17 protein-coding genes are annotated in these 13,968 nt (G+C 72.6%); 8 read left to right on the top strand and 9 right to left on the bottom strand.

Features of this window, described 5'->3' with window-relative positions; all coding sequences use genetic code 11:
• The first annotated feature begins 19 nt into the window (after positions 1–19).
• Complete coding sequence (locus tag ACWD6N_RS17845) at positions 20–433, top strand: RidA family protein (protein WP_354963595.1); 414 nt, start codon at positions 20–22, stop codon at positions 431–433.
• A 1-nt stretch (position 434) separates the two neighbouring features.
• Positions 435–1,331, top strand: a complete 897-nt coding sequence (locus ACWD6N_RS17850; RefSeq protein WP_387324454.1) for a GNAT family N-acetyltransferase — start codon at positions 435–437, stop codon at positions 1,329–1,331.
• A 210-nt stretch (positions 1,332–1,541) separates the two neighbouring features.
• Here the strand turns inward: ACWD6N_RS17850 and ACWD6N_RS17855 are convergent, their stop codons facing one another.
• Together ACWD6N_RS17855 and ACWD6N_RS17860 are read right to left on the bottom strand one after the other, a co-directional pair.
• Positions 1,542–2,066 carry an O-acetyl-ADP-ribose deacetylase gene (locus ACWD6N_RS17855; protein WP_354963593.1) on the bottom strand — a complete coding sequence of 175 codons (525 nt, stop codon included), beginning with the start codon at positions 2,064–2,066 and terminating at the stop codon, positions 1,542–1,544.
• A gap of 1 nt (position 2,067) precedes the next feature.
• Entirely contained in the window at positions 2,068–2,898 is an 831-nt protein-coding gene (locus tag ACWD6N_RS17860) for an EI24 domain-containing protein (RefSeq protein WP_354963592.1), read from the bottom strand.
• Positions 2,899–3,138: 240 nt separating this feature from the next.
• On the opposite strand from ACWD6N_RS17860, the gene ACWD6N_RS17865 reads away from it, so the two are divergent.
• Genes ACWD6N_RS17865 through ACWD6N_RS17885 form a run of 5 tightly spaced genes read left to right on the top strand, consistent with a single transcriptional unit; the run spans position 3,139 to position 7,703 of the window.
• Positions 3,139–4,047, top strand: a complete 909-nt coding sequence (locus ACWD6N_RS17865) for an ABC transporter ATP-binding protein (protein WP_354963591.1) — start codon at positions 3,139–3,141, stop codon at positions 4,045–4,047.
• 12 nt (positions 4,048–4,059) lie between these two features.
• Complete coding sequence (locus tag ACWD6N_RS17870; RefSeq protein WP_354963590.1) at positions 4,060–4,794, top strand: ABC transporter permease; 735 nt, start codon at positions 4,060–4,062, stop codon at positions 4,792–4,794.
• Positions 4,795–4,805: 11 nt separating this feature from the next.
• Positions 4,806–6,074, top strand: coding sequence for a sensor histidine kinase (locus ACWD6N_RS17875; RefSeq protein WP_354963589.1), 1,269 nt, complete (start codon positions 4,806–4,808; stop codon positions 6,072–6,074).
• A complete protein-coding gene (locus ACWD6N_RS17880) occupies positions 6,071–6,712 on the top strand; it encodes a response regulator (protein WP_387324447.1) in 642 nt (213 codons plus the stop codon). Before ACWD6N_RS17875 ends, ACWD6N_RS17880 begins: the two co-directional genes overlap by 4 nt.
• A gap of 22 nt (positions 6,713–6,734) precedes the next feature.
• Positions 6,735–7,703: a helix-turn-helix transcriptional regulator gene (locus tag ACWD6N_RS17885; RefSeq protein WP_387324444.1), complete on the top strand. Its 969-nt coding sequence runs from the start codon at positions 6,735–6,737 to the stop codon at positions 7,701–7,703.
• Here the strand turns inward: ACWD6N_RS17885 and ACWD6N_RS17890 are convergent.
• The 6 genes from ACWD6N_RS17890 to ACWD6N_RS17915 form a co-directional block, all read right to left on the bottom strand.
• A complete protein-coding gene (locus ACWD6N_RS17890; RefSeq protein ID WP_354963586.1) occupies positions 7,694–8,608 on the bottom strand; it encodes an SDR family oxidoreductase in 915 nt (304 codons plus the stop codon). The two genes, ACWD6N_RS17885 and ACWD6N_RS17890, sit on opposite strands and share 10 nt — an antisense overlap.
• A gap of 109 nt (positions 8,609–8,717) precedes the next feature.
• Positions 8,718–9,455, bottom strand: coding sequence for an alanyl-tRNA editing protein (locus tag ACWD6N_RS17895; RefSeq protein ID WP_354963585.1), 738 nt, complete (start codon positions 9,453–9,455; stop codon positions 8,718–8,720).
• Between the two features lie 11 nt (positions 9,456–9,466).
• Positions 9,467–10,354, bottom strand: a complete 888-nt coding sequence (locus ACWD6N_RS17900; protein WP_354963584.1) for an alpha/beta fold hydrolase — start codon at positions 10,352–10,354, stop codon at positions 9,467–9,469.
• Positions 10,351–10,665, bottom strand: coding sequence for a DUF2516 family protein (locus tag ACWD6N_RS17905; protein ID WP_030327754.1), 315 nt, complete (start codon positions 10,663–10,665; stop codon positions 10,351–10,353). Before ACWD6N_RS17905 ends, ACWD6N_RS17900 begins: the two co-directional genes overlap by 4 nt.
• 71 nt (positions 10,666–10,736) lie before the next feature.
• Positions 10,737–11,408, bottom strand: a complete 672-nt coding sequence (locus tag ACWD6N_RS17910) for a hypothetical protein (RefSeq protein ID WP_354963583.1) — start codon at positions 11,406–11,408, stop codon at positions 10,737–10,739.
• Entirely contained in the window at positions 11,405–12,028 is a 624-nt protein-coding gene (locus ACWD6N_RS17915; protein ID WP_354963582.1) for a helix-turn-helix domain-containing protein, read from the bottom strand. The genes ACWD6N_RS17910 and ACWD6N_RS17915 overlap by 4 nt, the downstream gene beginning before the upstream one ends.
• 112 nt (positions 12,029–12,140) lie before the next feature.
• Here ACWD6N_RS17915 and ACWD6N_RS17920 point away from each other — a divergent pair, with 112 nt between their 5' ends.
• On the top strand, positions 12,141–12,938 hold the full coding sequence (locus tag ACWD6N_RS17920) for an alpha/beta fold hydrolase (RefSeq protein WP_354963581.1): 798 nt from the start codon (positions 12,141–12,143) through the stop codon (positions 12,936–12,938).
• Positions 12,939–12,989: 51 nt separating this feature from the next.
• Here the strand turns inward: ACWD6N_RS17920 and ACWD6N_RS17925 are convergent, their stop codons facing one another.
• Positions 12,990–13,949, bottom strand: coding sequence for an asparaginase (locus ACWD6N_RS17925; protein ID WP_354963580.1), 960 nt, complete (start codon positions 13,947–13,949; stop codon positions 12,990–12,992).
• Between the last annotated feature and the right edge of the window lie 19 nt (positions 13,950–13,968).

Here is a 13,968-nt window from a genome sequence, read left to right on the forward strand (position 1 = left end):
CGTCGTTAGCCTCGCGGGCATGCCGGATCCTGTCGCATTGCTGCACGTCCCCGATCTCTCCGACGTTGCCGAGTACGCGTACGCCTCCACCGTCGAACCGCCCGCCCGGCTGGTGTTCACCGCCGGCGCGTGCCCGCTCGACGCGGAGGGGCGGACCGTCGCGCCCGGCGACCACGCCGCGCAGGCCCGGCAGGTGATGGCGAACCTGGAGACCGCACTCGGGGCCGCCGGCGCCCGGCTGACCGACGTGGTCAAGACCACCGTGTACGTGGCGTCGTCCGAGCAGGCCGATCTCGTGAAGGTCTGGGAGGTGGTCCGGGACTCCTTCGGCGACCACGACCCGCCCAGCACCCTGCTCGGGGTGGCCCTGCTCGGCTACACCGACCAGCTCGTCGAGGTCGAGGCCGTCGCCGCCGTACGGATGGCGGACTGACATGCGGACCCGTGTGGCGCAGCCGGACGACGCCCCCGCCGTGGTGGCGCTGCGGGCGATGGTCTACCCGTACCTGGTGCGCGGGGTGGAGTCGACCCGGAAAATGATCGCCCAACCGCCACCCGAGGCGGGCTGGACCGCCTTCGTGGCCGAGGTGGACGCCCAGGTGGTCGGCTGGGTGTCAGCCCAACGCCCCGGCTGGACGTCGACGCCGGACATCGGTGACATCGCACTGCTGCACGTCCGCCCGGAGCACCGGCGACGCGGCATCGGCACCGCGCTGCTGACGGCCGCGACCGAGCACCTCACCCCGCTGGGGGTCCGCCGGCTACGCACCTGGGCGCAGCCGGACGCGTTGCCGTTCGCCCGGCGGCACGGCTTCGAACCCAGCCGCGAGCTGCGCTACTCCGCGCTCGACCTGGATCCGGCGCCCCCGCTACCCGAGCCACCGCCGGGCGTACGACTGCGCCCGATCGCCGAGCTGGACCCGCACCTGCTGTACGAGGCCAACGCCGCCTCGTCGGTCGACGAGCCCAGCGACGTGCCGATCGACGCGATCAGTTTCCAGAGCTGGCAGTACGACGTCTGGGAGAACCTCGGCCTGGACAAGACGGCCAGCACCGCCGTCGAGGTCGACGGGAAGGTTGCCGCGTTCAGCCTCGTGAAGCGGGACGGGGACCGGATGTGGTCGGACTACACCGGCACCGTTCCGGCGTACCGGGGTCGGGGGCTGGCCCGGCTGGTCAAGAAGGCGGCGCTGCACCGGGCCGCCGCGGGCGGCGTCCGCGTCGCCTACACCTCGAACGACGAGGCCAACGCGCCGATGCTGGCGATCAACGCCAAGCTCGGCTACCGGCCGGTCGCGTCCCAGTGGTCCTGCCTGGCCGAGCTGACCTGATCAGCGTCAGTCGACGCGGGGACGGACCCAGACGAGGAACCGTTCGACGTACGCCGCCGGGTCGGGGGTGAGGCCGAGCTGCACCGCGTCGGCGAACGCCTCGTCGAGGAGCGGTTCGACCCCCAGGCGTGGCAGGGGTTCGTTGACCAGGTGAAGACCACCTTCTGACCGCTACATCCCGAAAGCCCCCGGCGTCTCCGGGGGCTTTCGCTATGCCGGAGGGCCGGCGGCGAAGACCTGGCGGGCGGTGGCGTGCGTGTCGGCGCCGAAGAGGACCAGGCGGGCCTCGGTGACGTTCACCGGCGCGGCCGGGCGCAGCACCGACAGCGCCTGGCCGACGGCGTCCTCAATCGGCCAGCCGTAAATGCCGGCGGAAATCAGCGGGAACGCCACGGTGGTCGCGCCCAGCTCGTCGGCCACCCGCAGACTGTTGGCGTAGCAGTCACGCAGCAGCGACGAGCGGTCCTCGGTGGTCGACCAGACCGGCCCGACGGTATGGATGACCCAGCGGGCCGGCAGCTCCCCTGCCGTGGTCGCCACCGCCTGTCCCGTGGGCAGGCCGTCCGGGTATCGCGATGCCCGCAGTGCCCGGCACTCGGTCAGGATGGCCGGCCCGCCACGCCGGTGGATGGCGCCATCGACCCCACCGCCGCCGAGCAGGGACGAGTTCGCGGCGTTCACGATCGCGTCCACCCGCTGGGCGGTGATGTCTCCCTCGATCAGGGTGATCTCCATGTCAGCGCTCCTCGATGGGGTGGCCTGCCGGCGGCGTGGACACCCGTTCGTCGATCGACTGGCCGAGCGAGCGGCGGGCCAGTAGCGCGGCGCCGGCAACCGCGGCCGGCATGACCAGTACCGCGCCGAGCGGGATCAGGAAGCAGACGAAGACCGCCACGCCGAAGCCGAGCGCCATGGGCCGGTCCGCCTTCAGCACCGACCGACGGTCCGGCAACCGCATGCCGCGCCGGTAGAAGGGCGCCCCGACCAGCTCCAGGGCGAGGAACCATCCGCCCACCGCCGCCCCGATCACCGGCACCACGGTCTGCCCCACCACCGGGATGAAGCCGGCCACGAAGAGCGGGATACCGACCAGCGCCGCGAGGGCCACCAGGCGTACCGAATCGGCGAGGCTGCGACGCAGCGACGACCAGAAGGGCACCTCCACCGCACCCGGGGTGCCGCCGTACCGCTCCTCCACCCGCTCGGAGATCTTCTCGTAGAACGGGTCGCCGATGACCAGGGTGACCGCGGTGAAGCTGACCACCGCGAGCAGGCCGCCGAGGCCCAGGACGGCCAGCCCGGCGATCACCCGGACCAGGTTCCGGGCGGTGGTCGACCAGTCGTCGGCGAACGGAGTGACCAGGGCGGCGATGTCGTCCACGAAGTACACGAGGGTGGCGAACGCGGCAACGAAGAGCACACCGGAGATCAGTGCCGGCACGATGCCGAGCAGCATCAGACCGGGGCTGCGGACGTAGAGACCCAGCCCCCGCAGGAGCAGCCCTGCCCCGGTGAAGAAGCGTCCGACGGCCCCGGTCACCGGGCTGGCGATTCTGCTGGCGTCCACGACCGAGCAGCCTAGCGATCAGTGCCGACCCCCGCCGGGCGGCGCGTTGACGCGGCGCGTTAATAGGGGGCCCCTGCTCTACACGAGGCGTTAACAAGGTGCCCTTCCTTGCACATCAACCGGTTGGTGGATCGCCGGGGTCAGCCGCTGCCACAAAGATCACCAACGGCTGGTCGATTCGCCGCCGTGCCGCTGCCGCCACGCTGAAGAGGTACGGGTACGACGGCGGAAGGCGGCACGATGCCGGTCATTGAGGTGACCAACCTGCACAAGCGGTACGGCGATGTCGTCGCCGTTGCCGACGTGTCGTTCACGGTCGAGGCCGGGGAGATCTTCGGCGTACTCGGTCCGAACGGCGCAGGGAAGACCACCACGGTGGAGTGTGTCGCCGGGCTTCGCGTCCCGGACGGGGGCGGGGTGTCGGTCCTCGGGCTCGACCCCCGCAGGGACGCGGCCCAACTCCGCCAGCGGGTTGGCGTGCAGCTCCAGGAGAGCCAACTGCCGGATCAACTGCGGGTCGCCGAGGCGCTGGAACTGTCCGCCTCGTTCTACCGCGACCCGGCCGACCCGGCGCAACTGATCGACAGGCTGGGTCTGGCCGAGAAGCGGAACACCGCGTACAAGAAGCTCTCCGGCGGCCAGAAGCAGCGGCTGTCGATCGCGCTGGCGCTGGTCGGCAACCCGCAGATCGCAATCCTGGACGAGCTGACCACCGGGCTGGACCCGCAGTCCCGGCGGGACACCTGGGCCCTCATCGAGCAGATCCGGGACAGTGGCGTGACGATCGTGCTGGTCACCCACTTCATGGAGGAGGCCGAGCGGCTCTGTGACCGGATCGCCGTGATCGACCGGGGCAGGGTCGTCGCACTGGACAGCCCGGCGGGTCTGGTGTCGGCGGTGGTCCCGGAGCAGCGCGTCCGGTTCCGCCCGTCCAGCCCGGTCGACGACCGGCTCCTCACCGACCTGCCCGAGGTGAGCGCGGTGCACCGCACCGGCACTCGACTGGTGGTCACCGGCACCGGTGACGTGCTGCACGCGGTCACCTCGGTGCTCGCCCGCAACCAGATCATCGCCGCCGACCTGCGGCTGGAGCAGTCCACCCTCGACGACGCGTTCGTCGAGCTGACCGGGCACCGGCCCGACGCCTGAGGGAGAACCGACATGCACGCCTTCGGGCAGATCCTCAAGATCGAGACACGGCTCTTCCTGCGGGACTTCGGCTCGCCGCTGACGACCGTCGCGTTGCCGCTCGCGCTGCTCGTGGTGTTCGGTCTGATTCCGGCCCTACGCGAACCGGATCCGGCGTTCGGTGACCGGTCCTTCATCGAGTACTTCGTCCCGTCGCTGCTGGTGATCACGCTCGCCATGTCGGCGGTGAACATCCTGCCCACGGTGCTGGCCACCTACCGGGAGCGTGGGGTGCTGCGCCGGCTGGCGACCACTCCGGCCAGCCCGGCCGCGCTGCTGGCCGCCCAACTGGTCATCTCGCTCGCCACCATCCTGGTCAGCGCCGTGCTGCTCATCGTGGTCGGTCGGCTGGCCTTCGACGTGCCGCTGCCGCAACGGCCGCTCGGCTTCGCGCTGGCCCTCGTCCTCGGCACGGCGGCGCTGCTCGCGCTGGGTCTGCTGGTGGCGGCGGTGGCCCGCACGGCCAAGGCGGCGCAGGCCATGGCGGTGCCGGTGTTCATGCTGACCATGTTCTTCGGCGGCGTCTACCTTCCCCGGTTCCTCCTGCCGGACTTCCTGGTCCGGATCGGCGACTACACGCCGCCCGGGGTGCAGGCGCTGCTCGATGCCTGGACCGGGACGTCGCCACACCCGTTGCACCTCGGGATAATGGCGGCGGTCGCCCTGCTCGCGGGTGTGGTGGCGGCGAAACTGTTCCGCTGGGAATGAGCGGGGGTCCGATGGCCAGCACCGTCGAGCAGGTCGACCGCCTGTCCGCCTGGGAGGCCCGGGAAGCGGGCCTGCACCGGTTGGCGCCGTACCTCGGGCTGGCCGTCGGAACGCTGCTCACCACCGCCGCGCCCGCGCCCGGGGGCCACTCGTTCGTCCCCCACCTGTTCGTCGCCGCCGCGACGGCGGCCTGGGTAGCCTGGTTCGTCACCCTGCACCCCGGGTGGGCGACACAGCGGGTGCTGATGGTGGTCTACTACCTCGGTCTCCTCACGTTCAGCGCCATCCTGGTGCTCGACAGTCCGTGGTACGGCTTCCTCGCGTGGAGCGGCTTCCTGCACGCGTTCGCGCTGCCCGGCAACTGGCGGTTCGCCGGGGTTGCCGTGTCGGCCGTCCTGGTGGCCACCGCGCAGAGCGGGGGCCTGCCGTCCGTGCTGTCGCACTGGCTGCTCTGGGGCGTGCTGGTGTTGTTCAATCTGGGTCTGGCCGGCGCCGTGACCTGGTTCAGCACCGTCAACGACCGGCAGCACGCCTACCGCAAGCAGCTGGTCGAGGAGCTGGCCGAGACGAACCGCCGGCTGGCCGAGACGATGCGGGAGAACGACGGGCTGCACGCCCAACTGCTCACCCAGGCCCGGGAGGCCGGGGTGACCGACGAGCGGCAGCGGATGGCTCGGGAGATCCACGACACCCTGGCGCAGGGTCTCACCGGCATCATCACCCAGCTGGAGGCCGCCGGGGTGGCCCGGGACCGGCACGCCGACTGGCAGCGGCACGTGTCGGGGGCCATCACCCTGGCCCGGGAGAGCCTCACTGAGGCGCGTCGCTCGGTACGGGCCGTCCGCCCCGAGGCCCTGGAGGGAACGCGGCTGCCGGAAGCGCTGGCGGAGCTGACCGAGCGCTGGTCGACGATCAACGAGATCCGCGCCGAGGTCAACGTCACCGGCGACGCCCGCCCGCTGCACCCGGAGGTCGAGGTGACCCTGTTGCGGACCGGCCAGGAGGCACTGGCCAACGTGGGCCGGCACGCCAGGGCGACCCGGGTCGGGCTCACCCTGTCGTACATGGGGGACGTCGTCACCCTCGACGTCCGGGACGACGGGGTGGGCTTCGCGGTTGACGACCTGACCGACCTGGGCCGACCCGACGGCGGGTACGGGCTGACCGTCATGCGGCAGCGGGTCGCCCGGGTCGGCGGCGAACTGGCCGTCGAGAGCGAGCCGGGCGTCGGCACCGCCGTCTCGGCCTCCGTGCCCGCGCTCGCCGGGAGCGCCGGATGAGCGGGCCGGTCCGGGTGCTGATCGTCGACGACCATCCGGTGGTGCGGGACGGGCTGCGGGGGATGTTCACCGGCGACCCGAGGTTCGACGTGGTGGGCGAGGCCGCCGACGGGGCCGAGGCGTTGGCGCTGGTCGCGGCGCTGCACCCGGACGTGGTGCTGATGGACCTGCGGATGCCCGGGATGGACGGGGTGACCGCCATCGGACGGTTGGCCCGCTCCGGCAGTACCGCCCGGCTGCTGGTGCTCACCACGTACGACACGGACGCGGACGTGCTCCCGGCCATCGAGGCCGGAGCGACCGGCTACCTGCTGAAGGACGCGCCCCGCGACGACCTGGTCCGGGCGGTACGGGCCGCCGCCCGGGGCGAGTCGGTGCTCGCGCCGAGCGTCGCCGGCCGGCTGATAGGTCGGCTGCGCGCGCCGGCCGAGGAGCCGCTCAGCCAACGCGAACTGGAGGTGCTCACCCTGGTGGCCCGGGGCGCCTCCAACCGGGAGGCGGCGGCCCGGCTGTTCATCAGCGAGGCCACCGTCAAGACGCACCTGCTGCACATGTACGCCAAGCTCGGGGTCAACGACCGGGCCGCGGCGGTGGCCACCGCGTACGACCGGGGGCTGCTCACCCCGAACGGGCGGTGAGCGGGCCGGGCAGGATGGGCGGGTGCGCGCCTCCCGACTGATCTCGCTGCTGTTGCTGTTGCAGGCTCGCGGGTCGATGACCGCGGGCGAGCTGGCGCGGGAGCTGGAGGTCTCCGAGCGGACCGTCTACCGGGATGTTTTGGCGCTTTCCGCCGCCGGGGTGCCGGTCTACGCCGACCGGGGTCGCGCCGGTGGCTACCGTCTGCTCGGCGGTTACCGCACCCGGTTGACCGGGCTGACCCGGGACGAGGCGGAGGCGCTCTTCCTCGCCGGCCTGCCCGGGCCGGCCGGTGACATGGGGCTCGCCGACGCGGTCGCCGCCGCCGAGCTGAAGGTGCTCGCCGCGCTGCCGCCGGCCCTGCGGGACGCCCCGGCCCGCGCCGGACAGCGGTTCCACCTGGACGTGCCGGGCTGGTTCCGGGAGACCGGGCCGCCGCCGTGGCTGGCCGAGCTGGCCCGGGCGGTCTGGCGGGACCGGGTGGTGCGGCTGCGCTACCGGCGCGGTGACCAGGAGGTGACGCGCCGGGTGTGGCCGTACGGGCTGGTGCTCAAGAACGGGGTCTGGTACCTGGTGGGACGGGTCGGCGACGACACCCGCACCTACCGGGTGGACCGGGTGACCGGGGTTGAGGTGAGCGAGGAGAGCTTCGACCGGGACGAGGCCTTCGACCTGGCCGGTTACTGGCGCGAGCAGGCCGGGTCGTTCCTGCGGACCATGCTGCGGGCCGCGGTCGGCGTCCGGTTCAGCCCCGCCGGCCTGCGCCAGCTCCGACACCTCGTCGACGCCCCCTTCGTGTACGACGAGGTGGTCGCCGCCGCCACCCAGCCCGACAGCCAGGGCTGGGTGACGGCGCGGCTGCCGGTCGAATCCGTCGAGGTGGCGTACCACCAGCTTCTCGGGCTCGGCCCCGAGGTGGAGATTCTCGATCCACCCGAGCTGCGGGAGCTGTTCGCCGGGGCGGCCGACCGGCTCCGCGCGCTCTACCGGTAGCCGGTGACGTCGGCCGGCTTACCGGTTTCGACCACCTCGACGATGTACCGGATGGCTTCCGGCTGGCTGCCGTCGAGATCGGTGAACCCGTACACCTTGGCCAGCGTGCCGGCGTCGACGGACATGCCGTTCCAGCGGGCCTTCTCCTCGTCTGCGGCGAGCGCGGCCACCGCGCGTCCGACGAAGACCGGCGTCTCCGAGATGAGGAAGTGCGGGTCGGTGGCCGCCCCGTCGCGCCAGTTCTCCTCGGTCACGCCGAAGTGCTCCAACATGGCCTCGGAGCGGAGCCAGCCGGGGGTGAGCGCGACGGCGGTGCCGCCGTGCGGCTTCAGCTCGTGCGCCTGGCTGAAGGCGAGCCGGTTGACCGAGACCTTGGCCAGGTCGTAGAAGACCGACAGCCGGTAGTTGTCGTCGTTGTAGGCCTTGGTGCCGTCGCCGATCTCCACCAGCAGGCCGCCGGGCCTGCGGATCAGCAGCGGCAGCGCGAAGTGGCTGGTGATGATGTGCGTGTCGATGGCCAGCCGCAGGGTGCGGAAACCGGCGTCCAGTGGCTGCTCCCAGACCGGCTTCTCCCAGGTGACCAGCGGGTCGCCGCCCCAGATGTCGTTGACCAGCACGTCGAGGCGGCCCTGTTCGGCGTCGATCCGGGCGACCAGGTCGCGCACCTGATCCGGCACGAGGTGGTCGACCCGGACCGGAATGCCGACGCCGCCGGCGGCGGTGACCAGCTCGGCGGTCTCCTCGATGGTCTCCGGCCGGTCCATCTCGGAGCGGCCGGCGCGGCTGCTCCGGCCGGTGGCGTACACGGTGGCCCCGGCGGCGCCGAGCTGGACGGCGATCTGCCGCCCGGCACCCCGGGTTGCGCCGGCGACGAGCGCGATCTTTCCTGTCAGCGGTTGCGTCATGTCTGTGAGGCTGTCAGCAATACCTGACAGCCGCCGTCTGAATTTCCGGACCGGCTGTCAGGCGGCGAGTGAGTACCCGCACACCACCCGGCTGGGCGTTGCCCCCAGGTCAGTCGACCAGGCGGACGCGGACCCTGCGATTGGCCCGACCCTTGCTCTCCACCTTGACCACCTGCACCTTGCCGATCTGGGCGGTGGACGCGACGTGGGTGCCGCCGTCGGCCTGCACGTCCAGCCCGACGATGTCGACGATCCGGACCTCCTGCTCGTCCGCGGGGATGAGGTTGGACTGGGTGCGGATGATGTCCGGCAGGGAGAGCGCCTCGGCGCGCGGCAGCACCCGGACGGCGACCGAACGGTCGGCGGCCACCTCGGCGTTGACCAACTCCTCGATCCGGCTCTTGAAGTCGGCCGGCACCTCGGGGAGGTTGAAGTCCATCCGGGCCTCGCCCGGTTCCATGGAGTTCCCGGTCACGAGCGCGCCGAAATCGCGGAACACCACCCCGCAGAGCACGTGCAGCCCGGAGTGGGTACGCATCAGACGGCTGCGGCGCTCGTCCTCCACCGCGCCGACGACCTCGGTGCCGGCCGGCGGCAGCGGGTCACCCTCGGCGGGGATCAGGTACGGGTCGTCGCCCTTGCGGGTGCCGACGATCCGGGTCTGCACGCCCTGCCAGAGCAGCACGCCGTGGTCCGGTGGCTGACCGCCACCGCCCGGGTAGAACGCCGAGCGGTCGAGCACGATGCCCTGCTCCGGGTCGGCGTGCAGAACCGTGCAGGTCCACTCGCGCAGGGTCGGGTCGGTGAGGTCCAGCCGGTGAGTCCGGCCATGCTGTGTGACGCCCATGACAGGCGACGTTACTCGTTGAGGAAGCCGGAGATGCGCTCGCGCAGATCCGCGCGTTCCGTCCAGAGCACGCCGGGCCGGTCGTACACGTGCAGGGTGGCCTGGGGCAGCGCGGCGGCGAGCTGCTCGGCCACCTCGACCGGATGCAGGTCGTCGCCCGCGCAGCCGATCACCAGGGCCGGCGCGGCGACCGCCGACAGGGCCGTGGCGTCGCGCAGCGGCGCCTGATCCGGCAGGGTGGCCAGGCCGTCGGCCAGACCGTCGCGGAGCAGCTGGTCGAGCCGCTGCCGCAGGTACGACCAACCGGCCGGAGTGTTACGGACCGCCGTCGGCAACTCCAGCGAGACCACGTCGGCGACCGCCGAGGCGTCGCCGCTCTCGACCGCCTCCAGCAGGTCCGTGACGCGTTCCCGGGCGACCGGGCCGCGCGGCTGGTCGAGCACCGCCGGCAGGAAGAAGACCAGTTTCTCGAAGCGCTCCGGGCTCTCGGCCAGCAGCCGGCAGAGCGCGCCCGCGCCGAGGCTCGCCCCGAACGCGCGGCTGGCTCCGCCGAGATCCGCGATGGAGCGCAGGTCCCGGGCCAGGTCCAGGTAGCTCCACGGCCCGGCCGGCGCGTCGGAGCGGCCGTGCCCACGGAACTGGAAGAACACCTTGCGGCCGGTCACCCCACTGCCGAACGGGCGGGTGGTGGCGATGCCGTTGCCCAACCCGTGCGCGAACACGGTGACCAGATCACCGGTGCCGGTGACCAGCCGCTCCAGCCGTACGCCGTGCGGGGTGGTGACCAGCTCGGTCTCGGGCTCAGGCAGCGCCGGCCGACCGGTACGCGGCCCGCCCGGGCCGGGGCCCCAGGTGCGGGGCCCGCCGTCCGGCGGGGGTGGCCAGCGGAAGCCTCTCACCAGAACCCTTTGCCGTCGCTCAGGTCGCGCAGGCCGACCCGGACGTCGAGCAGGTAGATGAGCGCGGCGGCGATGCCGATCAGTCCGAAGAGGCTGATCGGACCGAAGCCGAGCAGTGTCAGCACCAGGCACACCGCCAGGATGGCGATCCAGCCACCCTTGGGCAGCGTCCCGATTGCGGGGAAGGCGTCGGAGCGCTGCGTGACGGCGTGCACCAGCGCGACACCCTGGATGATCAGCGCGAAGACGAGCAGGATCAGCTCGATCACGTAGCGGACTTCGAACGCGAAGATCGGCGCGGCGTTGGCCATGCCGGCAAGTTTATGTCGACGACCCCGACTACGTCCGACAAGGACGCCGTCGGGGTCGTCGACAGCACGAACTACTTGGCAGCCGGACGGGTCCGCTTGGTCACCCGGGGCAGCTTCGCCGACGGAGTCACGGCGGGCTTGGCGGCCTTCGGCGCCCGGGCGGCCTTCTTGACGGCGGCCGGCTTGGCCTCGGCGATCTCGGCCACGTCGGCCGGGGTCGGCACCTCGACCGGGGTGGTGGCGGCCGAGGCGGTGGCCTCGACCGGCGTGGCGGCCGGCGTCACGGCCTCGGTCGCCTCGATGTCGGCGTTGACCGTCTCGGCGGCCTCCAGCACGCCGGCGCCGACGACCCGCTCACCGCGGGCGACCAGTGCGCCGTACGCGGCGAACGCCCGCTCCTGTGCGGCCTGGGCACCGGCGACGACCACCGCGGCGTTGCGGGTGGCGGCGGCGCGCAGCCGGTCCAGGTCGGCCGACTCGCGCAGCTTCGCCAGGTCCAGCTCGGCCTGGGCCCGGCCACGCAGGCTCTCGGCGGTCTCGTTGGCGGTACGCAGCGTCTCGGTGGCCTTCTGGCGCAGATCGAAGCCGGTCAGCACGGCCCGGCCGCCCAGGTCGGCGACGACCCGGGTGCCGAGCACGCCGACCACGGCCGGAAGCTTGCGCAGCTGCTCGAGGGCCAACTCCCCGGCGCCAGCGGCGGCGTAGATAGGGGCGGGGATGCGGTTGGTCTTCGGCTCGGTCATGAGGTCTCCTCTTCGGCCGCGTCGGCGGCCTTCCGGACCGCCGGACCGGCGGCCTTCTTCTCGGGGGTGCTGGTGCTGGTCGGGGCGGGTGTGTTGCCCGCCTCGGTGACGGCAACCGACTCGATCACGGCCTCGGTCGGGGTGCCGCTGGCGGTGGTGGGGCCGGTGGCCGCCAGGTTGGCCACATCGGCCGGCTGATCGGCGACATCGGTCGGGGTGGTCACGTCGCCGGTGGTGTCCGTGCCGACGCCCTCGGCGGCGGCCCGGGCCTCCGCCAACCGGGTGTTCTCCCGGCGGAACGTCTCGTAGATCTGGCTGAGCGACTGCTTCTGGGCCATCGTCAGGTCGGGGTCCACCGCGATGGCGGCGAGCACACCGTGGCCCTCCTTGTCGTCGAGCAGCCCGGCGCGCAGGTACATCGCGGGAGTGGAGACCCGCAGCGCACTGGCCAACTGCTGGAGCACCTCGGCGCTGGGCTTGCGCAGGCCGCGCTCGATCTGGCTGAGGTACGGGTTACTGACCCCCGCCTGCTCGGCGAGCTGCCGCAGCGAGATCTTGGCGTTGCGCCGCAGATCGCGGATGAACCCGCCGACGTCGGGGAGGTCCTTCGGTGTGGCCATGACAGCGACGCTAACCGCCCTTGCTAACTCTTGCAAGCAAAATGCTAGCCAGAGTTAGCAAGGTCTCAGCAACCTGCTTGCGTGCGGCTCGCACGATCCGTACCGTCCGTCCGTGGACAAGATCACAGTCAATGGAGCAGTCATCGCGTACGACGAGGCCGGCAGCGGTTCACCCGTCGTGCTGCTGCACGCCGGCATCGCCGACCGCCGGATGTGGCGGGGCCAGCTGCCCGCGCTCGCCGCCCGGCACCGGGTGATCGTCCCGGACCTGCGCGGCTACGGCGACTCCGAGCTGCCTCCGACGCCGTTCGCCCACCACGACGACGTGGTCGGCCTGCTGGACGCACTCGACCTGCCCCGGGCCGCCCTAGTGGGCTGCTCCTTCGGCGGGTCGGTCGCCATCGACACCGCCCTGGCCCACCCGGACCGGGTAAGCGCGCTCGCGCTGTTCGACACGGCGGTCTCCGGGAACCAGTGGTCCGAGGAGGCCAACGACCTCTGGGACGGCCTGGTCGGCGAGGTCGACCCCGACGACTTCGTCGCCGGTGCGGCCGGCGAGGTGCGGTTCTGGGTGGTCGGCCCGGGTCGTCAGCCGGCCGACGTCGACCCCGGGCTCATCGCGTTCGCGCAGGAGATGGACCAGCGCGCGCTAGCCGCCGAGTTGGCGCTCGGCGCGGTGGAGGTGGGCGAGCTGACGCCGCCGGCGATCGGCCGCCTCGGCGAGCTGCGGATGCCCGTCCTGGTCACCGCGGGAGCCGCCGACGTGCCGGACATCAGCCGCCTCGCCGACCGGATCGCCGCCGAGGTGCCCGGCGCGGTACGCCTGCCCGACGTGCCGGACGCGGCGCACCTGCTGCCGCTGGAGCGCCCCGAGCCGGTCAACGCCGCCCTGCTCGACTTCCTGAGCTGATCCACCCGGCTCCGCCCGCCGGCCCGGCACACCGGACCGGCGGGTTGGCGGTCACCAGAGCGGGCGGACCGCGCCGACCGGGACGCCGCCGCCGAAGAGCGGCATCTCGGCGTACTCGGCCAGCACCGGAGCGTCCACGCCGAGCCGGCGCAGCGCGGAGACCAGCACCGGCATCCTGGCCCGGTCCGCGCCATCGTCGATCTTCAGCGCGACGGCGCCGACGCCCGGCAGCCCCACCGCGATCACGCCCTCGGCGCCGACCTTGGCCAGCAGGCCCGGTACGCCGCGCATCAGCCGGGTGTCGTCGGCCCGGGTGCCGCCGACGATCTCCGGGTGGGCGCGCATGGCATCGGCCACCGCACGCGGCACCGAGCCGGGCTCGGCCTCGACCAGCCGGAGGTACGCCCCGGCCAGGCCGGTGAGCGACACCGCCAGCACCGGCGCTCCACAGCCGTCCACTCCCACCGCTGCCGCCTGCTCAGCGGTGAACTCCTCGATGGCCGCCCGCAGCCGCTGCTGCAACGGGTGCTCCGGCCGCCAGTAGCCGTCCAGCGGCCACCCGGCCGCCTGGCAAGTCAGCAGCATGCCGCTGTGCTTGCCGGAGCAGTTCATCTGCACCCGGGTCGGGCCGCCACCGGCTCGCAGCACGGCCTCGCGGGCCGCCGCCCCCACCGGCAGGTCGGGCGGGCAGTGCAGGGCCGAGGCGTCCAACCCGGCCCGGTCCAGCAACGCGCCGACCCGAGCCAGGTGGAACTCCTCACCCGCGTGGCTGGCCGACACCAGCGCCAGGTCGGCCGGGTCGGTCAACGGCAGGCCGGCGCGGAGCATCCCGATCGCCTGCATCGGCTTGCTGGCCGAGCGGGGAAAGATCGGTGCGGTCACGTCCCCGGCGGCGGCCACCGGCACACCGACGGCGTCCAGCACCACCACCGAGCCGCGGTGCATACCCTCGACGAACCCGGACCGGACCACCTCGGCGAGCGGCGCGCCGCCCTCGTACGTCTTTCCCACGTGCTGGACGGTACCGACG

It is taken from the genome of Micromonospora sp. NPDC005163 (assembly GCF_053599835.1).